This is a genomic window from Variovorax sp. Varisp53 (assembly GCF_059491555.1).
Genome location: NZ_CP168512.1, coordinates 3,862,666 through 3,884,906 on the forward strand (window position 1 = coordinate 3,862,666; position 22,241 = coordinate 3,884,906).

Consider the following 22,241-nt stretch of genomic DNA (forward strand, 5'->3'; position numbering starts at 1 on the left):
ATGCCGGACCGTACCGCCACCCAGTTCTCCCATGTGAAGCCCGGTGACACCGAGTTCGTATCGGGTGGTTTGCGTGACTTTTTTCTCTATCGCGACCTGGGTATTGCCGAAGCCACCAACGGCAAGGTAATCGCGCATCTGGTCAAGGCCAACATGGCACCGGAAACGGGCACGGGCTGGCACCGCCATGAGGCGGACTTCCAGATCGTGATCATGGTCAAGGGCTGGGCCCGCTTCATGTACGAGGACAAGGAAACGCTGGTCGAAGCCGGCGACGTGGTGCACCAGCGGCCAGGCATCCGGCACTTCCTGTTCGACTACTCGCCCGACATGGAGTACCTGGAAATCGTCTCGCCGGCGGACTTCAAGAGCGTCGACGTGGAGCCGGTGTGCGAGATTCCGCCGCCGACGCCCTGGAAGTAGAGCCGCACGGCTACCGGCAGGCGGCTTATACGCCGAACAACCTGTCTACAACCTGACCTCGCACGTAAAGACGGCGGGCTGTCTCCTCGGCCAAACATCGGGCGAGGAAAGCGTCAAACAAGAGTGATTCGCAGTCAGAATCCCGGCCGACGCTTTTGTTTGCGTCCTCCCGAAGGTTCCACGATGACTCCCCCCACCCGCCCGATGCGTCGCCGCACGCCCATCGCACTGGCCCTGCTCGGCCTGTGCGCTTCCTCCCTTCCCTCGGCGTTCGCTCAACAGGTCGCGCAGCCCGCCGCGTCCTCGCCCGCCCCCCAGCCCTCGCCCGCTGCCGGCACCTCCGTGCCCACCACGCTGCGCGAAGTGCAGGTCCAGGATGCGCAGGACAAGACCGGCTTCGGTGCCAACCCCGCCTCGCTCAACCGCCTGCCGGCCGACCTGCGCGATGCGCCGCAGTCCGTCACCGTCATCAACCAGGCCGTGATGCAGTCGCAAGGCGCCACCTCGCTCGCGAGCGCGCTGCGCAACGTGCCGGGCCTGACCATCGGCGGCGCCGAGGGCGGGCAGATCGGCACCAACATCAACCTCAACGGCTTCTCGGCGCGCACCGACGTCTACCTCGACGGCGCCCGCGACCGCGCCCAGTACTACCGCGACACCTTCGCGCTCGAATCGGTCGAGGTGCTGATGGGCCCCTCGTCGATGCTGTTCGGCCGCGGCTCCACCGGCGGCGTGATCAACCAGGTCACGAAGAAGCCTTCGCTCACGCCCGCGGGCGAGGTCTCGGTGTCGGCCAGCACGACGGGCCTCGTGCGTTCGACGATCGACGTCAACCGCCCGCTGTCCGACACCTCGGCCTTCCGCATCGCGGCCATGGGCCAGCAGGGCGACGCCAGCACGCGCGAACAGACGAAGCTGAAGGACTTCGGCCTCGACGCCTCGCTGAAATTCGGCATCAACACGCCGACGCAGGTCACGCTCTCGGCGCTGGTGCAGCACAACCGCGACCAGCCCGACTACGGCGTGCCGCCGCTCAACGGCCGCCCGGCCAAGGTCGACCGCGACACGGCCTACGGCTTCAGCGACGACCGCACGATCTCCGACATCCAGGCCTTCAGCGCCGTGGTCCAGCACAAGCTCACGCCCGACACGTCGATCCGCAACCAGACGCAGTACAACGACGTGACCACCGACGCGCGCGAGACCGCGCCGCAGGGCATCGGCACGCTGTCGACCAAGGGCGTGTTCACGCCGCTGTCCACCGGCACCACGGCCGCGCCCGCGGCCGCGTTCTCGTCGCTGCCGCTGAGCAGCCTGTGGGTGCGCCAGCAAAGCCATGACCGCACGATCCACGACAAGTCGCTGTTCAACCTGACCGAGCTCAACACGAAGTTCACCACCGGCTCGGTCAAGCACACCCTGCTCGCGGGCCTGGAACTGGGCCACGACACCTACGACAACCAGACCTACTACCGCAACGGCACCTGCAACGGCGTGGCGCTGAATCCGGCGGGCGGCACCAGCGGCTACGCGACATGCTCGCCGCTGCTCGCGCCGTACCAGGGCAACACGCCGAGCACCGCGCCCACCCTGGCCGGCAACCTCGCCACAGCCAGCGCCACCACAGTGGCCGGCTACGTCAACGACACCATCGAGCTGAGCCCCCAATGGAAACTGGTGGCCGGCGTGCGGCAGGACCACTACCGCGCAAGCGTCTACAACAGCATCCCGACCGCGACCACGCTCGCCAGCGAAAGCCAGACCGTCGACTTCACCAGCGTGCGCGCCGGCGCGATCTGGCAGCCCACGCCCTCGCAGTCGTACTACGTGTCGTACAGCACCTCGTTCAACCCCTCGCTCGAACAGCTCGTCGCCACCACGGGTGCCACGCAGCCGCTGCCGCCGCAGAAGAACAAGGCCTACGAACTCGGCGGCAAGTGGGACCTGAACGACGGCAACCTCTCGCTGACCGCGGCCGCCTTCCAGATCACCCAGACCAACGCGCGTTCGCAGAACAGCGACGGCACCTACAGCGCGACCGGCACGGTGCGCGTGAACGGCGCGCGCGCCGGTGTCGCGGGCCGGGTGACCGACAAGCTGCAGCTGTTCGGCGCCTACACGCACCTGGACGCCACCATCGTCAACGGCATCGCGCCCGGCACGCTCGGCAAGACGCCCGCCAACACGCCGAAGGACGCGGCCAGCCTGTGGGCCACCTACGCCATCACGCCTGAATGGGAGATCGGCGGCGGCACCACCTACAGCGCGAAGCGCTTCGCGAACAACACCAACCTCGTGCAGGTCGGCGGCTACGCGCGCCTCGACGCGATGGTGGCTTACCATCAGCCCAAGTACGACATCCGGCTGAACCTGTTCAACCTGGCCAACCGCCACTACTACGACGCGCTGATCCCCTCCGACGGCGGCCGTGCGGTGCCGGGCTCGGGCCGCGCCGCCACGCTGTCGCTCACCTACCGCCTTTGAGGCCCTGAAGAAGAAAACGATTCGCCATGCTGGTCTGCATTCCCGGCGTCCTGGACCGCGAAGCGCTCGCGGCAGTTCGAGCGCGCCTCGACGCGGCCGGCGATGCGTGGGTCGACGGCCGCGTCACCGCGGGCCACCAGGGCGCGCCGGTCAAGTTCAACCAGCAGATCGACGAAGGCTCGGCGGTGGCGCACGAATGCCAGTCCATCGTGGCGAGCGCGCTCGAACGCCACCCGACCTTCATCAGCGCGGCACTGCCGAACCTGCTGTACCCGCCGATGTTCAACCGCTACAGCGAAGGCATGCGCTTCGGCCTGCATGTGGACGGCGGCGTGCGCATCGACCCGCGCACCGGCCGCAAGCTGCGCACCGACCTGTCGGCCACGCTGTTCTTGTCGGACGCCGACAGCTACGACGGCGGCGAGCTGCAGATGGAAGACACGCACGGCATGCAGACCGTGAAGCTCGCGGCCGGCGACATGGTGCTCTACCCCGCCACCAGCCTGCATCAGGTAACGCCCATCACGCGCGGCGTGCGCGTCGCGTGTTTCTTCTGGGTGCAGAGCCTCGTGCGCGACGCGGGCGACCGCGCGCTGCTGTTCGACATGGACAACGCGATCCAGCGGCTCAACCAGAGCGGCGCCGACGAATCGGCGCGCCGCACGCTCGTAGGCACGTACCACAACCTGCTTAGAAAGTGGAGCGACACCTAGTTCTTTAAACTCTCCCGGCTCACCAGACATACAACAACCGAGGAGAGAGAACTTGCGTATTCAAACCACCCGCCTGACGGCCGGCGTACTGCTCGCGTGCGCCGCTTTCGTGGCCCACACCGGCCACGCCGCATCGCCGACCAGCACCACCCCGGCCACCCCCGCTTCGACCGCCAGTTCACTGGAAGCCGAGCAGGACGCCGCCTTCAAGGCGGCCAAGGCCGTGCAGAAGGTCGGCCCCGCCGACATCGTGCTGCGCGACCAGGCCCACCTTCAGCTGCCCGCGGGCTATGTGTGGGTGCCTACGCCCGCCGCCGCGCAGTTGATGCGCAGCATGGGCAACCGCACCGACGACACCTTCGTCGGCGCGATCTTCCCCGCCGACGACGCCGACTGGATGGCCGTCGTGAAGTTCGTGAAAGAGGGCTACATCAAGGACGACGACGCGAAGGACTGGAACGCCGACGACCTGCTCAAGAGCCTGAAGGAAGGCACCGAAGCCGCGAACGAGGAGCGCGCCAAGCGCGGCATCCCCGCCATCGAGGTGACGGGCTGGGCGCAGAAGCCGCAGTACGAAGCCGCATCGCACCGCCTCGTGTGGTCGGCCCTGTCCCAGCGCAAGGGCAGCACCGACGGCAGCCAGGGCGTCAACTACAACACCTACGCGCTGGGCCGCGACGGCTACCTGAGCCTGAACCTCATCACCAACGCCAAGGACCTCGACAAGTACAAGCCCGACGCCAGCAAGCTGCTGGCTGCGATCCAGTACGACGACGGCAAGAAGTACGCGGACTTCAATTCATCGACCGACAAGGTCGCCGCCTACGGCCTGGCCGCGCTGGTGGCTGGCGTGGCGGTGAAGAAGCTGGGTCTGTTTGCGATTGCGCTGGCCTTCCTGGCCAAGTTCGCGAAGCTGGCGGTGGTGGCGGGCGGTGCGGCGCTCTGGGGCATTGCGAAGCTGTTCAAGAAGAAGGCCTGAGCGAACGAGCCGCGCCGAAGGACCGCGGAGGCGCCGCCGGATTGAGTTTTCAGAACATCCCGGAATTCCAGCAATCCGGCGCGACAATTCGCGCATGGCCACCTCCTCCGACCTCCCTCCCCTCAACCGCCAGTTCGTCGCGCACTTCGGCGAAATGGGCAGCAAATGGGGCATCAACCGCACCGTCGGGCAGATCTATGCGCTGATCTTCCTGTCGGAGCGCGCGCTCAACGCAGACGAGATCGCCGAGCTGCTCGAGTTCTCACGCTCGAACGTCAGCATGGGCCTGAAGGAATTGCAGGCCTGGCGGCTGGTGCACCTGCGGCATCACGCGGGTGACCGGCGCGAATACTTCGAAGCGCCTTCGGACGTGTGGGAAATCTTTCGCGTGCTGGCCGAGGAGCGCCGCCGCCGCGAGATCGAACCCACGCTCTCGATGCTGCGCAACGCGCTGCTCGAATCACCCACCAGCGACGCCGAACGCCACGCGCAGGAGCGCATGCGCGAGATGCACGACCTGATCGACCGGCTGATGAAATGGTTCGACGACGTGCAGCGGCTCGCGCCCGAGACCGCCATGAAGCTCATGGGCATGGGGGCGACGGTGACGAAGGTGCTGACGCTCAAGGACCGCATCACGGGGAGCTCGGCGAAGAATAAAAAGCCGGCGGGTTGAAGGGAGCTCTGTTCGGGGCGCGCTCACGCCGACGGGGTACCTTGCTCCGCGAATGTCCCCCGGCCTGCGGCCTCCTCCTTTATTTCGCTGCGCAAGGCACCCCATCGGCGTGATCGTTCAGAGCATCGGTTGATCGGCCTGCACAACCGCCGCGCCCATCGTGCACAGGGCACCGGGTGCTCCCCGCAGCGAAATAAAGGAGGAGGCCGAAGGCCGGGGGACATTCGCGGAGGGGAGTACCCGGTGGCCTGTGCACGTACCCCGGACTCTCAAAGCTCAAAGCCGCTCCTGCCCCTGCGGCGCTTCAGGCATCTCGAGCTTCTCCCTGCGGATGGCGTCGTCGTCCATGAGTTCGTACCACATCGCATTGAGTACGGCGAAAGCGGCTGCCAGCGGCAGGCCGAGGATCCAGGCGAAGTACCACATCTTTTTTTCCTCCGTTCAGTAGGCGTGACCGCTCTCGTCGCGGATCGCCTGTTCGTCTACCTTGCCCCACAGCACGTGGTAGACCCAGCTGGTGTAGGCCACGATCAGGGGAATGAAGAAGGCCGTGACCACCAGCATGATGAACAGCGTGAGGTGGCTCGACGACGAGTCCCACACCGTGAGGCTCGCGCGCGGATCGATCGACGACGGCAGGATGAACGGGAACATCGACGCCCCCACGCTGAGGATGATGCCGGCGATGCCGAGCGCCGCAGCCAGCAGCGCGAGCACCGGGCGGCGCAGCGCGAGGCCGAGCAGTGCACCCAGCGCGCCGACGAAGCCCGCAACCGGGGCGGCCCATGTCCACGGATGCGCCGCATAGTTGGCGGTCCATGCACCGGCATGCAGCTCGACAGTCTTCAACATCGGGTTCGACGGTCCTACCGCATCGACCACGCTGCTGATACGGTAGCCGCCGATGTTCGTCGCCAGCAGCACGCCGGCCAGCGCATACAGTGCGATGGTGAGCACCGCGGCGACCATGCCGTAGCTGCGCGCACGCTCGGCCACCGGACCCGCCGTCTTCAGCAGCAGCCACGAAGCGCCGTGCATCACGAGCATCGCCACCGACACCAGGCCGCACAGGACGGCGAACGGATTCAGCAGGCCGAAGAAGCCGCCGTCGTAGAAGATGTGCATATCGCTCCCGAAGCGGAACGGCACGCCCTGCAGCACGTTGCCCACGGCCACGCCGCAGATCAATGCGGGCACGAAGCCGCTGAAGAACAGCACGCCGTCCCAGCGCGCGCGCCATTGCGGCGACTCGCGCTTGCTGCGGAACTTGAAGGCCACGGGCCGCAGGATCAGCGCCGTGAGAATCACGAACATCGCCAGGTAGAAGCCCGAGAACGACACGGCGTACAGCTGCGGCCACGCCGCGAAGATCGCGCCGCCGCCGAGGATCAGCCACACCTGGTTGCCCTCCCACACCGGTCCCACGCTATTGATGACGACGCGGCGCTCGATGTCGTTGCGCGCCGCGAAAGGCAGCAGCATGCCGCTGCCCAGGTCGAAACCGTCGGTCACTGCAAAGCCCACCAGCAGCACGCCGATCAGCAGCCACCAGATGATGCGAAGGGTGTCGTAGTCGAGGAGTGTGTGGAGGATCATGCGGCGCTCCTGGTGGTGGCAACAGCGGCGCTCGCGTGCGCCGGCGGAACATGCGAGCGGGTGTCGCCCTCGTCGGGCGCGTGCTCGGCTTCGGGCCCCTTGCGGATGGCCTTGAGCATCAGCTTCATCTCGATGACGAGCAGCGTGCTGTAGATCGCGATGAAGCCCGCGAGCGTGAGCAGCAGCGTCTTCACCCCGAGGTTCGACACGGCCACCGCGGTCGGCAGCACGCCCTCGATCACCCACGGCTGGCGGCCGAACTCCGCCACCAGCCAGCCCGATTCGATGGCGATCCACGGCAGCGGAATCGCGAACACGGCGAGCTTCAGCAGCCAGCGGTAGCGGTCGAGCCTGCGGCGTGCCGACAGAACGAAGAAGGTGGCGGTCAGCACGATCAGCAGCACGCCGATGCCCACCATCACGCGGAACAGCCAGAACAGCGGCGCCACCTGCGGCACGGTGTCCCACGCGGCCTTGGCGATCTGCTCGTCGGTGGCGGTGCGCGGGTCGTCCACGTAGCGCTTGAGCAGCAGCGCGTAGCCCATGTTGATGCCGTTGTCCTCGAAGTCGCCGCGCACGCCCTGCGTCACCTTGCCTGTGCCGCCGGCTTCGCGGATCTTCTGCAGCGCGTCGTAGGCCTTGAGGCCTTCGCGGATGCGGGCTTCGGCGCGCTTCACCAATTCGTCGATGCCGGGCATCACGGTGTCGAGCGAGCGCGTGCCGATCAGGCCCATCACCGCCGGGACGTGGATGGCGTAGTGCGTCTCGCGCGCCTCCTGGTCGGGAAACCCGATGACTGTGAAGGCGGCGGGCGCGGGCTGCGTTTCCCACATGGCCTCGATGGCGGCCAGCTTCATCTTCTGGTGTTCGCCCGAGAGGTAGCCGCTCTCGTCGCCGAGCACCGCCACCGACAGCGCCGCGGCCAGGCCGAAGGAGGCCGCGACGGTCATCGAGCGCTTCGCGAGTTCGAGATGACGGCCCTTGAGCACATACCAGGCCGACACGCCGAGCACGAACACGGCCGCGCACACGTACCCCGCCGACACGGTGTGCACGAACTTGGCCTGCGCCACCGGGTTGGTCAGCACCGCGGCGAAGTCGGTCACTTCCATGCGCATGGTCTGCGGGTTGAAGGCCGCGCCCACGGGGTTCTGCATCCAGCCGTTGGCGATCAGGATCCACAGCGCCGAGAAGTTCGAGCCGATGGCCACGGCCCAGGTCGCAATGAGGTGGCCCACCTTCGAGAGCTTGTCCCAGCCGAAGAAGAACAGCCCGACGAAGGTGGCCTCCATGAAGAAGGCCATGAGCCCCTCGATGGCCAGCGGCGCGCCGAAGATGTCGCCGACGTAGTGGCTGTAGTAGCTCCAGTTCATGCCGAACTGGAACTCCATCACGATGCCGGTGGCCACGCCCATTGCGAAGTTGATGCCGAACAGCACGCCCCAGAACTTCGTCATGTCGCGCCAGATCGTGCGGCCGGTCATCACGTAGACCGTCTCCATGATGGCAAGGATGATCGAAAGCCCGAGCGTCAGCGGCACGAACAGGAAGTGATACAGCGCCGTGACGGCGAACTGCAGGCGCGATAGCGCGACGATGTCGAGGTCCATGAGTCTTCCTTTGTGTTCCCTGTTTTCCCGTTCTGAAATCAATCCGGCCGCAGGCTGCGCAGCGCAGCGTCGAAGGCACCGCTGCCGCGCCGCAGGTCGGCGGTGATGCAGCCCTGGTTCATGCACACGATGCGGTCGGCCAGCGCGGCTTCGCGGCGCAGGTGCGTGGCGATCAGCAAGGTGCTCCGGCCGGCGTGTTGCGCAAGGCGATGCAGAACGTCGTGCGCGGTCGCGGCATCGAGCGCTTCGGTCGGTTCGTCGAGCAGCCAGAGCGGCACGGGGCGCAGCAGCAGGCGGGCCAGTGCGAGCCGGCGCGACTGCCCGCCCGAGAGGCCGAGGCCACCTTCGCCGAGGCGGGTGCCGAGGCCCGCGGCCATCGCGCGCACGTCGCTCTCGAGACCTGCGGCGCGCAGGGCGGCGTGCAACTGGTCGTCGGTGGCGTCGGGGGCTGCAAGGCGGAGGTTGTCGCGCAGGCTGTCCTGGAACAGTTCGGTGCGCTGCGTGAGCAGGCATGCGGGCTGCGCGCTCGTGCTGCCGGACTGCGGCGTGATCTCGTTGGCGATCGCTGCGAGCAGCGTGGACTTTCCGGCGCCGCTTGCGCCGATCAGTGCGACGCGCTCGCCCGCGTTCAGGGTCAGCGACACGTCGCGCAACACTTGCGTGCGGCTGCCGGGGTGAACCACCGTGACGCCCTTCAGCTGCACTGCGAAGGCCGCGTCGCGCTCGTACGTCGCGGCAACCTCATTACCTTCAGCAGTCATGCGCGGCGCAAGGCGCCGCACCGCCAGCCACGTGCGGCCCGCATCGAGCGCACCACGGCGCAAGGCCGCGAAAGGTTCGGCCGCAGTGAGCGCCACCAGCAACGCCAGCGCCGCGGCGGGCGCGCCGATGACGCCCTCGCCTGCCAGCACGCCGACAGCCAGCAGCACGCCGACGAGGGTCAGGGTGCTTGCGCTGCCATAGGCCAAACCAGCAGCCGCTTCGAGCTTGTTCAGCGCGAGGTCGGCCTTGGCGAGATGCATGTCGGCATTCATCAATGCCTCGCGCTGTGCGCCGACGCGGCCTGCCATCACCAGGTCGGCCTGCCCCGCCACGAGGTCGACCGCGCGTGCGCGCAGCGCTTCCATGGCATGCGCCCGTCGCACGGCCGGCCGGCGCGCGCGCCTTGCGACGAGGAACGCGATGCCCCAGCCGACGACCACGAGCCAGAGCATCAGCGCGATGCCCATGCCGGCGTGCATGAAGCCGAGCACGAGGCCGGCCAGCGATGCGGCGCCCAATGCGGCGGCGGCCGGCACGAACAGGCGAAGGTAGAGCGACTCCAGCGCATCGATGTCGGCCGTCAGGCGAAACAGCAGGCGGGCCGGGCGCATCAGCAGTTCGCGCGCCGCCTCGGCCTTGGCCCAGCCGCGGAACAGGCGAACGCGCAGCGCGGCGAGCACGGCGAAGGTCGCGTCGTGTGTCACCAGCCGCTCGCCGTAGCGCGATGCCGTGCGGCCGAGCGCCAGCAAGCGGATGCCGGCCGACGGCATGAACACGTCGAAGGTGAAGGCGGTGGCTGCATGAAGGCCGGCCAATGCGGTCGCGGTGATGAACCAGCCCGAAAGCCCCAGCAGTGCCATGCCTGCAAGCACGGTGACTGCCGCGAGCAGGCAGCCCAGCAGCAGGGGACGCGGCTGCGCGGCAAAGAATGGGCGCAGCACCAGGCGCAGATCGCTCCAGTTCGAAGCAAAGAGAGGCGACGCCTTCATGCGGCCTTCTCCATCGTTTCGGTGCCAAGGTTCACCGCACGGTCCATGCGCGCAGCCAGCACCGGGTCGTGCGTGGCGACGACGAGGGTCTTGCCGTGCGCCAGCGCCACCAGCGCATCGGCCACGCGCTCGGCCGTTTCGGTGTCGAGGTGGGCCGTCGGTTCGTCCACCAGAAGCAGGTCGGCATGCGGATGCACCGCGATGCGTGCGAGCGCGAGCCGCACGGCTTCTCCGCCGGACAGGCCATGGCCGCCCTCTCCGAGCGTCACGCCGGGATGCGCCTGCGCCACAGCGTCGAGCGATGCGAAGCGCATCGCCTCGACGACCTCCGAGGTGCCCGCCTCCGCGCGCCCCAATGCCACATTGGTCCTGACCGAGCCGGCGAAGACGTGCGGCGCCTGGCCCATCCATGCCATGCGCTGGCGCAGCGCCGCCACCGTGCGATCCGTGAGCACCACGCCGCCGACCGAGATCTCGCCACGCGCCGCGGGCACGAGGCCTGCGAGCAAGGACAGCAAGGCGGTCTTGCCCGAGCCGCTGGGCCCCATCAACGCGACGTGTTCGCCGGCCGCGATGCGAAGCTCGAAGCCTTCGAAGACTTCTTGCGGCTCACCGGGCCAGGAGAAATGCAGGTTGCGGACGGCGACAGCCGGTGCCCCGCCGGTCGGAGACATCGCTGCGCGCGTCAGCGAAGCGTTCGCACCGGGCAGCGGCAGTTCGTTGCGCTGCAACCGGTCGAGCGCCTCCAGCGCCGCTTCGCCTGCAGCCCGGTCATGCCAGACCGCCGACAACTCGCGCAATGGCTCGAAGAATGCCGGCGCCAGCAGCAGCACGAACAGCCCCTCGCCCAGGCTCAGCTGCCGGCCCCAGGTGCCGAAGCCGAGCGTGCCCAACAAGTGAAAACCGACGTACGCGGCCACCATCGCCACACCCAGCGCCGAGAAAAGCTCCAGCACGGCCGACGAGAGAAACGCAATGCGCAGCACCGCCATCGTCCGCCGGCGCAGGGATTGCGCGGCGTCGTCCAGCCGCTGCGCCGTGGCCTCCACCGCATCGAGCGCACGCAGCGTCGCCAGCCCGCGAAGCCGGTCGAGCAGGAACGCATTCATGCCGCCCATCTCCACCATCTGCGCCTCGCTCGCCGCCTTGGCGCGCCAGCCGACGATAGCCATGAAGACCGGAATGAGCGGCGCAGCGACCAGCAGCACCAGCGCGGCCACCCACGAAAAGGCGGCCACCGCGCACAGGATGAAGATCGGCACCACCGTCGCGCGCCAGCGCGCGGGCTGGTAGCGCACGAGGTACGGCACCAGCGCCTCGGCCTGCTCGGCGAGCACGCTGGCGGCCAGCCCGGAAGGCGCGCGGCCGCGATCCAGCGGCGAGCCGCCGGCCAGCGCCGCTGCCGTTTGCGCACGCAGCGCCGTGAGCTGCGCGCGCGCCCGGGCGAAGGTCCGGCGCGCGCCCCAGGCCTCGCAGCCTGCACGCAGCAGCCCGAGCAACAGGATCGCACCGGCGGGCCAGGCCACGGCCGCCAAGCCGCGACCCGACGCCAGCCCCTGCACCGCCATCGCCAGCAGCGCCGCCTGCGGCAGCCAGAACAGCGCCGCGGCGCCCTGCACCATCCCGCCGACGTCGGGCGACGCGAAAGCCCGCAGCGGCGATCGGGGTGGCGAGTGCTTGGTCATTCCTTGTTTTCGTGTATTTTCAGTATTTACTGAAATTTCCACAATCATACCGGAGACGGGAGCGACTGACGAGCCCGCAGACTGCACGCTCCCGCGCCCGAGCGCAACCGATTCAGGAAGATTCGGCCAGTGCGCCTGCGCTGGCGCGCCTGACCTTTAATGAGAAACGACTATTCCGCTGACCAGCAGTGCGGCAAACAGCGCGAAGACCGCGCGCCACGAGGCCGGGCGCGCTTCCACCCAGCGATACAGCAGCGCCGCCGCGGCCACCGACAGGCCGAAGGTCGCCACGAGGCCGGCCGCATCGAACCACGCGCCGTGCGGCCCGGAATTCGCGACCGCCGCATTCATGGCGAGCAGCACCGGGAAGTGGATCAGGAACAGCGAGTAAGACATGCGCCCCAGCCGCAGCAACGGCATGGCCACGGCAGGCCAATGGGGCGGCGACAGCCAGTTCCGGCGCTGCGCGACGGCCAGCAGCAGCGCCGTGACCAGCGCGGTCGCGATGCGGCTGCGCCAGTCGAGGGCGAGCGCGCCCGCTCCCATCAGCGCCATCAGCGCGACGGCGCTCTGCCAGGTGCTGGCGCGCGTGGCGCGGCCGATCCAGAACACCAGCATGCCAAGGCCGTAGGTTCCGAAGAAATAGAAGGCGGTGTCGTCCAGCCCCGCATTGCGGTTGAAGAGCACGAGCGAAGCCACGGCCAGGCCAATCACCAGCGCCACGGGCATCCAGCGCACCTGCGCGCCCGGCGGCGGCAAGCCGCTAGAGCGCTGCAGCATCGAGGGCAAGCCCACCAGCAGCAACGCCAGCGCGAACAGCTGGAAGTCGATGGCGACGTACCAGACACCCGTCGACAGCGACTCGAAGCCCAGCAGGTCCTGCAGCAGCAATCCATGCGCGACCAACTGCCCGAAGGTCGGCGCCGCAGGCACCACCTCCTCGTCGAGCCATGGCCGCACCACCGCCGCGACCAGCACGCAGACCGTGAGCGCAGCAAGGTATGGCATGACCAGCCGCCCATAGCGCTGCAGGATGCGCGTCACCGGCCGCTCCACGCGCAGCAGGCCGTCCGGCGCAAGGCTGGCGGCCGCCAGGAAGCCGGCGATCACGAGGAACACCTGCACCGCCAGCCGACCCTCGTCGGCCAGCCAGGCGAAGAAATCGGGCGCGAGCGCATACGCGCCGGCCGGCATCGGGCCGTAGCGCGAAAGATGGTGTCCAACGATCACCGCACAGGCGATGCCCTTTGCCGCATCGAGCAGCGGCATGCGCCCCACGGATGACGACGGCGCGCCGGCAGCAGGCGCCGCGCCGTTCGCGGCGGAAGTCAAAGCGCGAGCCGTTGCCTTGCTTCCTGGTATTCGCGCTTGAGCTTCTCGATGAAGGCCGCGGCGCTCGCCACTTCGGTCACGGCGCCGATGCCCTGGCCCGAGCCCCAGATGTCCTTCCAGGCCTTGGCCTTGCTGCCATCGCCGCCGCCGAAGTTCATGGTCTTCACGTCGCCCTCGGGCAGGTTGGCCGGGTCCATGCCGGCCTTGACGATGCTGGGCGCGAGGTAGTTGCCGTGCACGCCGGTGAAGAGACTCGAATAGACGATGTCGTCCGAGGTGCCGTCGACGATGGCCTGCTTGTAGTCTTCGCTGGCACGCGCTTCCTCGGTCGCGATGAAGGCGGTGCCGATGTAGGCGAAGTCGGCGCCCATGGCCTGCGCGGCGAGCACCGCACCGCCGTTGGCGATGGAGCCCGACAGCGCGATCGGGCCGTCGAACCACTGGCGGATTTCCTGCACCAGCGCGAACGGGCTCTTCACGCCCGCGTGGCCGCCGGCACCCGCCGCCACGGCGATGATGCCGTCGGCGCCCTTTTCGATCGCCTTCTGCGCGAACTTGTTGTTGATGATGTCGTGCAGCGTCACGCCGCCGTAGCTGTGCACCGCGTCGTTCACGTCGGTGCGTGCGCCCAGCGAGGTGATGACGATCGGCACCTTGTACTTCACGACCATTTCCATGTCGTGCTCGAGGCGGTCATTGCTCTTGTGCACGATCTGGTTGATGGCGAACGGCGCGGCGGGCTTGTCCGGATTGGCCTTGTTGTAGGCCGCGAGCTCCTCGGTGATCTCCGCGAGCCAGTCTTCCAGCTGCGCCGCGGGACGCGCGTTGAGCGCGGGCATCGAGCCGACCACGCCGGCCTTGCATTGCGCAATCACGAGCTTGGGGTTGCTGATGATGAACAGCGGCGAGCCGATGATCGGCAGCGGCAGGTTCGCGAGGACGGGGGGTAGCTTGGACATGTTGTCTCCGGAAATGGATGTCGGTTTTATAAGAGAGAGGAGCCCCTGTCGCCCGTCAGCTGGGCGACACGGGGCGGGGCTCAAAAAGCGTCGAGCGCGAGCGCCGTGACGCTCTCGGCGCCGTCCACGATGCTGTCGCGCATGCCCGGCACCTTGTTGAGGATGTGCTCGGCATAGAAGCGCGCGGTGGCGATCTTCGCCAGCATGAAGTCGGTATCGAAGCTGCGCGAGGCAAGGTCCTGCGCAATGATCAGCGAGCGCGCAAGCTGCCAGCCGGCCACCACGTTGCCAGCGAGCATCAGGTAGGGCACGCTGCCCGCGAATACAGCGTTGGGCGAAGCCTTGGTCTGGCCCGCGACGAAGTCGACCACGTCGATGAACGCCAGTCGCGCGGCCTTCAGGCGCTTGAGCACTGCCGCTGCGGCGGGGCTGTCGCTCTTGGCGAGTTCGGCTTCGGTCTTCTCGATCTGCGCGGCAATCGCCTTCGCGGTCTGGCCGCCGTCGCGCGCCGTCTTGCGGCCCACGAGGTCGTTGGCCTGGATCGCGGTGGTGCCTTCGTAGATCGTGAGGATCTTCGCGTCGCGGTAGTACTGCGCCGCGCCCGTCTCCTCGATGAAGCCCATGCCGCCATGCACCTGCACGCCCAGCGATGCCACTTCGAGGCTCATCTCGGTGCTGTAACCCTTCACGAGCGGCACCATGAATTCGTAGAAGGCCTGGTTCTGCTTGCGCGCATCGGCATCGGGATGGTGGTGCGCGGCATCGTAGGCAGCGGCGGCCACCGAGGCCATCGCGCGGCAGCCTTCGGTGTAGGCGCGCATCGTCATCAGCATGCGCTTCACATCCGGGTGGTGAATGATCGGCGCACTGGCGTTGATGGAGCCGTCGACCGGGCGGCTCTGCACGCGGTCCTTGGCGTAGGCCACGGCGTGCTGGTAGGCGCGCTCGGCAATCGCGATGCCCTGCATGCCCACGGCGTAGCGGGCCGAGTTCATCATGATGAACATGTACTCGAGGCCGCGGTTCTCCTGGCCCACGAGGTAGCCGACGGCACCGCCGTGGTCGCCGTACTGGAGCACGGCGGTGGGCGAGGCCTTGATGCCCATCTTGTGCTCGATGCTCACGCAGTGCACGTCGTTGCGCTCACCGAGCGAGCCGTCCTTGTTCACGAGGAACTTGGGCACGACGAACAGGCTGATGCCCTTCACGCCCTCGGGCGCGCCGCTGACGCGCGCCAGCACGAGGTGCACGATGTTCTCGGCCATGTCGTGCTCACCGTAGGTGATGAAGATCTTGGTGCCGAACACCTTGTAGGTGCCGTCGGGTTGCGGCTCGGCGCGGCTGCGCACCATGGCGAGGTCGCTGCCGGCCTGCGGCTCGGTAAGGTTCATCGTGCCGGTCCACTGGCCGCTCACGAGCTTCTCGAGGTACACCGCCTTCAGTTCGTCGGAGCCGGCCGTGAGCAGCGCCTCGATGGCGCCGTCGCTCAGCAGCGGGCACAGCGCGAAGCTCATGTTGGCCGAGTTGAGCATCTCGCCGCAAGCCGCGCCGATGGTCTTGGGCAGGCCCTGGCCACCGAAGTCCGCCGGATGCTGCAGGCCCTGCCAACCGCCCGACACGTACTGCGCGAAGGCCTCCTTGAAGCCCGGCGTGGTCGTGACCTCGCCGTCCTTGAACGACGAGGGATTGCGGTCGCCCGCCACGTTCAGCGGCGCAACCACATCCTGGTTGAAGCGCGCGCATTCCTCGAGCACGGCCTGCGCGGTTTCGAGGCCGGCGTCTTCGAAGCCCGGCAGCTTGGCGATCTCGCCGATGTTGGCCAGGTGTTCGATGTCGAACAGCATGTCCTTGAGGGGGGCGGTGTAGCTCATGTCTTGTCTCCAGATACAGCGGATACGAAAAGGGCATCGCGAACGATGCCCTCTGGCTCATTGCGCCGGTGCGGTCAGAGCGCCTTCACCAGTTCCGGCACAGCCGTGAACAGGTCGGCCACGAGCCCGTAGTCGGCCACCGAGAAGATCGGCGCTTCTTCGTCCTTGTTGATCGCCACGATCACCTTGGAGTCCTTCATGCCGGCCAGATGCTGGATCGCACCCGAGATGCCGGCTGCGATGTACAGCTGCGGCGCGACGATCTTGCCCGTCTGGCCCACCTGCCAGTCGTTCGGGGCGTAGCCCGCATCGACCGCTGCGCGGCTGGCGCCCAGGCCCGCATTGAGCTTGTCGGCGAGAGGCGCCATCACCTCGGTGAACTTCTCCGCGCTGCCCAGCGCCCGGCCACCCGAGACGATGATCTTGGCGGCCGTCAGCTCGGGGCGTTCGCTCTTCGTGACTTCCCGGCCCACGAAGCTGCTCTTGCCGCTGTCGGCCACGCCTTCGGCCGTTTCGACCGCTGCGCTGCCACCGGTCGCCGCTGCGGCGTCGAAGCCGGTCGTGCGAACGGTGATGACCTTGATCGGGTCTGCGCTCTGCACGGTGGCGATGGCATTGCCCGCGTAGATCGGACGCTCGAAGGTGTCGGGGCTGTCGACCTTGGTGATGTCGCTGATCTGCGCCACGTCGAGCTTGGCGGCCACGCGAGGCGCCACGTTCTTGCCGTTGGCGGTCGAGGGGAACAGGATGTGGCTGTAGCTGGATGCAATCGCCAGCACCTGGGCGGCGACGTTCTCGGCCAGGTTCTCGGCCAGGCTGGGGCTGTCGGCCACGATGACCTTGGCCACGCCCGCGATCTGCGCGGCGGCCTTGCCGGCTTCGGCGGCGTTGGCACCGGCCACGAGCACATGGACGTCGCCGCCGCAGGCCAGCGCCGCGGTCACGGTGTTCAGGGTCGCGGGCTTGACGGTCGCGTGGTCGTGTTCGGCAATAACAAGTGCGGTCATGTCGTTCTCTTCCTCAGATCACTTTGGCTTCGTTCTTCAGCTTGTCCACCAGGGTGGCGACATCGGGCACCTTGATGCCGGCGCCGCGCTTGGGCGGCTCGCTGACCTTGAGGGTCTTCAGGCGGGGCTTGACGTCCACACCCAGGTCCTCGGGCTTGAAGGTGTCGAGCTGCTTCTTCTTGGCCTTCATGATGTTGGGCAGCGTCACGTAGCGCGGCTCGTTCAGGCGCAGGTCGGTGGTGATGACCGCGGGCAGCGTGAGGGAGACCGTTTCCAGGCCGCCGTCGACTTCGCGCGTGACGGTGGCCTTGTCGCCGGCGACTTCGACCTTGGAGGCGAAGGTGGCCTGGGGCAGGTCGGCCAGCGCAGCCAGCATCTGGCCGGTCTGGTTGGCGTCGTCGTCGATGGCCTGCTTGCCCAGGATGATCAGCTGGGGCTGTTCCTTGTCGACCAGGGCCTTGAGCAGCTTGGCGACGGCCAGCGGCTGCAGTTCTTCGGTGGTTTCCACCAGGATGCCGCGGTCGGCGCCGATGGCCATGGCGGTGCGCAGGGTTTCCTGGCACTTGGCGTCACCGCAGGAGACGGCGATGACTTCGGTGACCACGCCCTTTTCCTTCAGGCGCACGGCTTCTTCCACCGCGATCTCGTCGAAGGGGTTCATGCTCATCTTGACGTTGGCAATGTCCACCCCGGTGCCGTCGCTCTTCACGCGCACCTTGACGTTGTAATCGACGACCCGTTTGACAGGTACGAGAACCTTCATTGACTTGACTCCATTGGATTGCAAAAAGGGGGCTTCGAGGGCAACTGGTCATTCTAGGACGCGACCTTTGTCGCCTCTCCATTCTTCTCGTCGGCACGGAGACCAAGAAAAAAGAACGATCGTGCTTTTCCGTGATTATAAAACAGCGTCGGGCGCCTGGACGACTCCCGGCGGTAAAGACTCCACACGCAGCACGCGCTGCGGATAGGGAATGTCAATGCCCGCGCCGCGCAGCCCGTCGAGGATTGCGATGTTGATGGCCGAGCGCAGGTTGTCCTTGCCCTTGTCGGGGTCGGCGACCCAGAAGTTCAGCGTGAACTCCAGGCCGTCGGGCGCGAAGTTCATGAGGAAAGCCACCGGCTCCGGGTCGGACATCACGCGCGGCTGGGCCTTGGCCGCATTGCACAAGATGGACTGCACCTGCGCCACGTCGCTCTCGTAGCCGACCACGATGGTGGTCGTGATGTTGAACTTGCGGTCGGCCAGCGACAGGTTTTCGACCCGGCTGGTGATCAGCGATTCGTTCGGCACGATGGCCTCGCGCCCGTTGCCCGCGCGGATCAGGGTGTAGCGCGTCTTGATGTCGGTGATGCGGCCCTCGAAGGTGTCGACCTTCACGTTGTCGCCGATGCGGATCGAGCGTTCGAGCAGGATCACGAACCCGCTCACGTAGTTGGCCGCCAGCTTCTGCAGGCCGAAACCCAGGCCCACGCCGAGCGCGCCGCCGAGCACCGACAGCGCCGTCAGGTCCACCCCCACCGCCGACAGCGCGAACAGCAGGCCGATCAGCAGCAGGAAGGCACGCACCGCATTCGACGCCACCTTGCGCATCGACAGGTCGGTCACGGCCTCGCGCAGGATGCGCTTCTCGATGGTGCTCGCGATCCACAGCGCGACCACCAGCACCAGCCCCGCCGACAGCACGCCCTGGAAGATGGTCTGCAGGCTCACGCGCGTCTTGCCGAAGGCCAGCGTGATGTCGTCGAGCTCGGCCAGCACCGGCGGCAGCAGCCCGACGATCCAGAGCACCGCCGCAATCCACGCCAGCCAGGAGATCGTGCGCTCGATCAGCCGCACGAGGTTGGACGCGGGAAACACCGCCCGCAGCACCCGCGCGAACAGCCTGATCACCACCAGCGACAGGAACACCGGCACCGCGATGCGCAGCACCAGCACGGTCTGGAAATCGAGCACCACGCGCCGGGCGAGATCGGTGAACACCAGAGCCAGCAGCGGGAACAGCAGCCCGTCGAAGGTGCTCTCGCCGAACCAGATCGAATCCTTGGGCTGGTCGCGGCCGAACCACTTGCAAACGGCCCAGGCCAGCGCCACGCAGACCACCAGCGCGACAAGCTCGATGCCGAGGCCGCGCGCATCGACCTGGCTCAGACGTTGAGTGAAATCGTTGAAATTCATCTACTGAAAGGTAGCGGAGCGCCTTCCGCGCCGGCTGCGTTAGAGGTCCGCGAGAACGCGGATGTGGGCTTCCACGCTGCGCGCGAGCGCATCGAGGTTGTAGCCGCCTTCGAGCATCGAGACGATACGGCCCTTCGCATGGCGCCTCGCAACATCGTGTATGCGGCCCGTGATCCAGGCGAAGTCGTTTTCGTTGAGGCCCAGCTGGCCCAGGTCGTCTTCGCGATGGGCGTCGAAGCCGGCGCTGATGAAGACCATCTGCGGCTTGAACTCCTCCAGCCGCGGCATCCAGGCCGCTTCGATCATCTCCCGCACGTCCATGCCCCTTGTGTAGGCCGGAATCGGCAGGTTCAGCATGTTCGGCGCCGGATGCTCGGTGCCGCTGTACGGGTAGAACGGATGCTGGAAGAACCCGACCATCAGCACGCGCGGATCGTTCGAGAGGATGTTCTCGGTGCCGTTGCCGTGGTGCACGTCGAAATCGACGATGGCCACGCGCTCGATGCCGTGCACCTCGATGGCGTGGCGCGCCGCAATGGCGACGTTGTTGAAGAAGCAGAAGCCCATCGCCTGCTCCCGGCAGGCATGGTGGCCGGGCGGGCGCACCGAGCAGAAGGCGTTTTCCAGGTTGCCGGCAATCACCGCGTCGGTCGCGGCGATCGCGGCGCCGGCGGCGCGGCGCGCGGCCAGCAGGGTGAAGCGGTTGAGCACCGTGTCGGGGTCGACCTGCGCATGGTCGGGGCCGCCGGCGGGTTCGTCGGCCACCAGGCGCTGGTTCAGCGCCTCGAGGTACTCGACGTGCGCCGTGCTGTGCGCCCGGGTGATCTGTTCCAGGGTGGCCAGCGGCACCTCGCAGTGCTCCAGCGCATCGCCCACGCCGGTGAGCAGCAGGCGGTCTTCGATGGCATCCAGCCGACCCGGGCACTCGGGGTGCCCCTCGCCCATGTCGTGCTTCCAGAAGTCGCGGTGTGTGAAGTAGCCTGTCTTGCCCATGTGTCTCTATCGCCACGCCTAGACCTCATTCGGCATGGGGCCGGCGGGTCTTACGGTATCGTTTGCATATGGATACAAATATGGACGTTGCTGCGAAGCTAGCCACTTTGCTGAGTCAGCTTAACACGGTGATCGTGGGCAAAGAGGCCCAGGTGCGCGACTGCGTGGCCTGCCTGCTGGCGGGTGGGCACCTGCTGATCGAGGATGTGCCGGGGGTGGGCAAGACCACCCTCGCCCACGCGCTGTCGCATACCTTCGGGATGCAGTTCTCGCGGGTGCAGTTCACGGCCGACCTGATGCCTGGCGACCTGTCGGGCGTGGCGATCTACGACCGGGGCCAGCAGGCCTTCGTGTTCCACCCCGGGCCGATCTTCGCGCAGGTGCTGCTGGCCGACGAGATCAACCGCGCCAGCCCCAAGACCCAGAGCGCGCTGCTCGAGGCAATGGAGGAAAAGCAGGTCACCGTCGAAGGCGAAACCCGCCCGCTGCCCACGCCCTTCTTCGTGATCGCCACCCAGAACCCGCAGGACCAGCTCGGCACCTTCGCGCTGCCCGAGTCGCAGCTCGACCGCTTCCTGATGCGCATCTCGCTCGGCTACCCCGACCGCGCCGCCGAGCGGCTGCTGCTCGCGGGCGGCGACCGCCGCGAAATGCTGGCCTCCCTGCCCGCCATGCTGACCGCCGGCGAACTCACGGCCCTGCAGCAGCGCGTGCAGCAGGTGCATGCGGCCGAGCCGCTGCTCAACTACCTGCAGGACCTGATCGCGGCCACGCGCTCGGGCCGCTGGTTCCTGCAGGGCCTGTCGCCGCGCGCCGGCATCGCGGTGCTGCGTGCGGCCAAGGCGCAGGCGCTGCTGGCCAACCGCAGCTACGTCGCGCCCGACGACGTGCAGGCCGTGCTGCCGCAAACGATCGCGCACCGCCTCACGCCGGTGGGCGACGCCGGGCGCGGTGCCGTGGAGCAGGTGCGCGCGATGATCGCCGCCGTGCCATTGCCGTGAGCCCTGCAGGCGCCCTTCGCTCGCGCATCGACAGCTGGTTCCTGTCGCGCCGTCCGCCGTCGGACACGCTGGAGCTCACGCAGCGCAATGTCTACATCGTGCCCACGCGGGCCGGATGGACGCTGGGCGCGACGCTGCTGGTGCTGCTGATCGCCTCGATCAACTACCAGCTCAACCTCGGCTACCTGCTGACCTTCCTGCTCGCCGGCAGCGTGGCCGTGGGCATGCACGTATGCCACGGCACGCTGCGCGGGCTGGCGATGCACCTGGTGCCGCCCGATGCCCACTACGCGGGCGCCGCCGCCGTCTTCCGGGTGGTGCTGCACAACACCCGGCGCCGCGTGCGCTACGGCATCGGCATGGCCGTGCGCGGCAGCGGGCAATGGGCCTGGACCGACGTGCCGGCCGAGGGAACCTCCACCGTCGAGATCGCGTTCCAGCCCGAGCGGCGCGGGCTGCACCCGGTGCCGCCGCTCACGGCCGAGACGCGCTTTCCGCTCGGCACGTTCCGCGTGTGGACAGTCTGGCAGCCGGCCGCGCAGATGCTGGTCTACCCCACGCCCGAGGCGCATCCGCCGCCGCTGCCGCCGGGCGAGCCGCTGTCGGGGCCGGCGGCGATGTCCGCCTCGCTGCGGGCGCACAACGCCGGCGAGTACGACGGCGTGCGCGCCTACCGCCGCGGCGATCCGCTGAAGCTCGTGGTCTGGAAGAAGGCCGCGCGCGCACAGGCAGCCGGATCGGAAGAGCTGGTGAGCCGCGACACGCAGCAGACCCAGCGCGAAGAACTCTGGCTCGACGCGCGGAGCACCGGTCTTGCCGATGCCGAAGCCCGCCTCTCGCGCCTGTGCGCGTGGGTGCTGATGGCCGACCGGCTCGGCGTGGACTACGGCATCCGGGTAGAGGGCCGGGTCATGAAGCCGTCGCAAGGCGAAGCCCACCGGCGCGCCTGCCTCGAGGCCTTGGCGCTGTGTTGAACGGAACC

Annotated in this window: 19 protein-coding genes; 7 read left to right on the plus strand and 12 right to left on the minus strand. The window is 67.8% G+C overall.

All coding sequences use genetic code 11. From position 1 onward, the window contains the following. From ACEOAB_RS18060 to ACEOAB_RS18080, 5 genes are all read left to right on the plus strand, one after another. Positions 1 to 423, plus strand: a complete 423-nt coding sequence (locus ACEOAB_RS18060; RefSeq protein WP_007828846.1) for a cupin domain-containing protein — start codon at positions 1 to 3, stop codon at positions 421 to 423. Positions 424 to 606: 183 nt separating this feature from the next. Next, on the plus strand, positions 607 to 2,907 hold the full coding sequence (locus ACEOAB_RS18065) for a TonB-dependent receptor (protein WP_495653020.1): 2,301 nt from the start codon (positions 607 to 609) through the stop codon (positions 2,905 to 2,907). 26 nt (positions 2,908 to 2,933) lie between these two features. Next, the gene (locus ACEOAB_RS18070; protein WP_056520419.1) at positions 2,934 to 3,620 is read left to right on the plus strand and encodes a Fe2+-dependent dioxygenase; all 687 of its coding nucleotides are present in this window, start codon (positions 2,934 to 2,936) and stop codon (positions 3,618 to 3,620) included. Positions 3,621 to 3,672: 52 nt separating this feature from the next. Next, positions 3,673 to 4,599 carry a DUF2167 domain-containing protein gene (locus ACEOAB_RS18075; protein WP_413750457.1) on the plus strand — a complete coding sequence of 309 codons (927 nt, stop codon included), beginning with the start codon at positions 3,673 to 3,675 and terminating at the stop codon, positions 4,597 to 4,599. A 94-nt stretch (positions 4,600 to 4,693) separates the two neighbouring features. Beyond that, positions 4,694 to 5,275: a GbsR/MarR family transcriptional regulator gene (locus ACEOAB_RS18080; protein ID WP_413750458.1), complete on the plus strand. Its 582-nt coding sequence runs from the start codon at positions 4,694 to 4,696 to the stop codon at positions 5,273 to 5,275. 276 nt (positions 5,276 to 5,551) lie between these two features. Here ACEOAB_RS18080 and cydX read toward each other — a convergent pair whose 3' ends face one another. The 12 genes from cydX to ACEOAB_RS18140 all read right to left on the minus strand — a co-directional run bounded on the left by cydX (position 5,552) and on the right by ACEOAB_RS18140 (position 20,258). Beyond that, positions 5,552 to 5,701 (minus strand): cytochrome bd-I oxidase subunit CydX, encoded by a 150-nt coding sequence (cydX, locus tag ACEOAB_RS18085; protein WP_007828837.1) that lies wholly within the window; start codon positions 5,699 to 5,701, stop codon positions 5,552 to 5,554. A 15-nt stretch (positions 5,702 to 5,716) separates the two neighbouring features. Further along, the gene (cydB, locus tag ACEOAB_RS18090) at positions 5,717 to 6,871 is read right to left on the minus strand and encodes a cytochrome d ubiquinol oxidase subunit II (protein WP_413750459.1); all 1,155 of its coding nucleotides are present in this window, start codon (positions 6,869 to 6,871) and stop codon (positions 5,717 to 5,719) included. After that, a complete protein-coding gene (locus tag ACEOAB_RS18095) occupies positions 6,868 to 8,481 on the minus strand; it encodes a cytochrome ubiquinol oxidase subunit I (RefSeq protein WP_413750460.1) in 1,614 nt (537 codons plus the stop codon). The genes cydB and ACEOAB_RS18095 overlap by 4 nt, the downstream gene beginning before the upstream one ends. A 38-nt stretch (positions 8,482 to 8,519) precedes the next feature. Further along, positions 8,520 to 10,232, minus strand: coding sequence for an amino acid ABC transporter ATP-binding/permease protein (locus ACEOAB_RS18100; protein ID WP_495653021.1), 1,713 nt, complete (start codon positions 10,230 to 10,232; stop codon positions 8,520 to 8,522). Continuing rightward, entirely contained in the window at positions 10,229 to 11,917 is a 1,689-nt protein-coding gene (gene cydD / locus ACEOAB_RS18105) for a thiol reductant ABC exporter subunit CydD (RefSeq protein ID WP_495653022.1), read from the minus strand. Before cydD ends, ACEOAB_RS18100 begins: the two co-directional genes overlap by 4 nt. Before the next feature lie 156 nt (positions 11,918 to 12,073). Further along, on the minus strand, positions 12,074 to 13,186 hold the full coding sequence (locus ACEOAB_RS18110; protein WP_056590935.1) for an acyltransferase family protein: 1,113 nt from the start codon (positions 13,184 to 13,186) through the stop codon (positions 12,074 to 12,076). 59 nt (positions 13,187 to 13,245) lie between these two features. Beyond that, entirely contained in the window at positions 13,246 to 14,208 is a 963-nt protein-coding gene (locus ACEOAB_RS18115; protein WP_413750221.1) for an NAD(P)H-dependent flavin oxidoreductase, read from the minus strand. An 80-nt stretch (positions 14,209 to 14,288) separates the two neighbouring features. Then, a complete protein-coding gene (locus tag ACEOAB_RS18120; RefSeq protein ID WP_413750220.1) occupies positions 14,289 to 16,079 on the minus strand; it encodes an acyl-CoA dehydrogenase in 1,791 nt (596 codons plus the stop codon). Positions 16,080 to 16,153: 74 nt separating this feature from the next. Next, on the minus strand, positions 16,154 to 17,086 hold the full coding sequence (locus ACEOAB_RS18125) for an electron transfer flavoprotein subunit alpha/FixB family protein (protein ID WP_413750219.1): 933 nt from the start codon (positions 17,084 to 17,086) through the stop codon (positions 16,154 to 16,156). A 13-nt stretch (positions 17,087 to 17,099) separates the two neighbouring features. Further along, the gene (locus ACEOAB_RS18130; protein ID WP_093237141.1) at positions 17,100 to 17,849 is read right to left on the minus strand and encodes an electron transfer flavoprotein subunit beta/FixA family protein; all 750 of its coding nucleotides are present in this window, start codon (positions 17,847 to 17,849) and stop codon (positions 17,100 to 17,102) included. Positions 17,850 to 17,984: 135 nt separating this feature from the next. Further along, a complete protein-coding gene (locus tag ACEOAB_RS18135) occupies positions 17,985 to 19,265 on the minus strand; it encodes a mechanosensitive ion channel family protein (protein WP_056590951.1) in 1,281 nt (426 codons plus the stop codon). A gap of 39 nt (positions 19,266 to 19,304) precedes the next feature. Further along, complete coding sequence (locus ACEOAB_RS18140) at positions 19,305 to 20,258, minus strand: histone deacetylase family protein (RefSeq protein WP_056590953.1); 954 nt, start codon at positions 20,256 to 20,258, stop codon at positions 19,305 to 19,307. Positions 20,259 to 20,338: 80 nt separating this feature from the next. Between ACEOAB_RS18140 and ACEOAB_RS18145 the strand changes: the two genes are divergently transcribed. Further along, on the plus strand, positions 20,339 to 21,259 hold the full coding sequence (locus tag ACEOAB_RS18145; RefSeq protein ID WP_007831639.1) for an AAA family ATPase: 921 nt from the start codon (positions 20,339 to 20,341) through the stop codon (positions 21,257 to 21,259). Next, positions 21,256 to 22,233, plus strand: a complete 978-nt coding sequence (locus ACEOAB_RS18150; protein ID WP_495653023.1) for a DUF58 domain-containing protein — start codon at positions 21,256 to 21,258, stop codon at positions 22,231 to 22,233. The genes ACEOAB_RS18145 and ACEOAB_RS18150 overlap by 4 nt, the downstream gene beginning before the upstream one ends. Positions 22,234 to 22,241 lie beyond the last annotated feature (8 nt).

Excerpts from the sequence above, each read along its gene's own strand:
- cydD (WP_495653022.1), bottom strand. The coding sequence starts at position 11,917 with ATGACCAAGCACTCGCCACCCCGATCGCCGCTGCGGGCTTTCGCGTCG.
- cydB (WP_413750459.1), bottom strand. The coding sequence starts at position 6,871 with ATGATCCTCCACACACTCCTCGACTACGACACCCTTCGCATCATCTGG.
- ACEOAB_RS18060 (WP_007828846.1), top strand. The coding sequence starts at position 1 with ATGCCGGACCGTACCGCCACCCAGTTCTCCCATGTGAAGCCCGGTGAC.
- ACEOAB_RS18140 (WP_056590953.1), bottom strand. The coding sequence starts at position 20,258 with ATGGGCAAGACAGGCTACTTCACACACCGCGACTTCTGGAAGCACGAC.
- ACEOAB_RS18065 (WP_495653020.1), top strand. The coding sequence starts at position 607 with ATGACTCCCCCCACCCGCCCGATGCGTCGCCGCACGCCCATCGCACTG.
- ACEOAB_RS18070 (WP_056520419.1), top strand. The coding sequence starts at position 2,934 with ATGCTGGTCTGCATTCCCGGCGTCCTGGACCGCGAAGCGCTCGCGGCA.
- ACEOAB_RS18125 (WP_413750219.1), bottom strand. The coding sequence starts at position 17,086 with ATGACCGCACTTGTTATTGCCGAACACGACCACGCGACCGTCAAGCCC.
- ACEOAB_RS18110 (WP_056590935.1), bottom strand. The coding sequence starts at position 13,186 with ATGCCGCTGCTCGATGCGGCAAAGGGCATCGCCTGTGCGGTGATCGTT.
- ACEOAB_RS18135 (WP_056590951.1), bottom strand. The coding sequence starts at position 19,265 with ATGAATTTCAACGATTTCACTCAACGTCTGAGCCAGGTCGATGCGCGC.
- ACEOAB_RS18145 (WP_007831639.1), top strand. The coding sequence starts at position 20,339 with ATGGACGTTGCTGCGAAGCTAGCCACTTTGCTGAGTCAGCTTAACACG.
- ACEOAB_RS18130 (WP_093237141.1), bottom strand. The coding sequence starts at position 17,849 with ATGAAGGTTCTCGTACCTGTCAAACGGGTCGTCGATTACAACGTCAAG.
- ACEOAB_RS18095 (WP_413750460.1), bottom strand. The coding sequence starts at position 8,481 with ATGGACCTCGACATCGTCGCGCTATCGCGCCTGCAGTTCGCCGTCACG.
- ACEOAB_RS18115 (WP_413750221.1), bottom strand. The coding sequence starts at position 14,208 with ATGTCCAAGCTACCCCCCGTCCTCGCGAACCTGCCGCTGCCGATCATC.
- ACEOAB_RS18100 (WP_495653021.1), bottom strand. The coding sequence starts at position 10,232 with ATGAAGGCGTCGCCTCTCTTTGCTTCGAACTGGAGCGATCTGCGCCTG.
- cydX (WP_007828837.1), bottom strand. The coding sequence starts at position 5,701 with ATGTGGTACTTCGCCTGGATCCTCGGCCTGCCGCTGGCAGCCGCTTTC.
- ACEOAB_RS18080 (WP_413750458.1), top strand. The coding sequence starts at position 4,694 with ATGGCCACCTCCTCCGACCTCCCTCCCCTCAACCGCCAGTTCGTCGCG.
- ACEOAB_RS18120 (WP_413750220.1), bottom strand. The coding sequence starts at position 16,079 with ATGAGCTACACCGCCCCCCTCAAGGACATGCTGTTCGACATCGAACAC.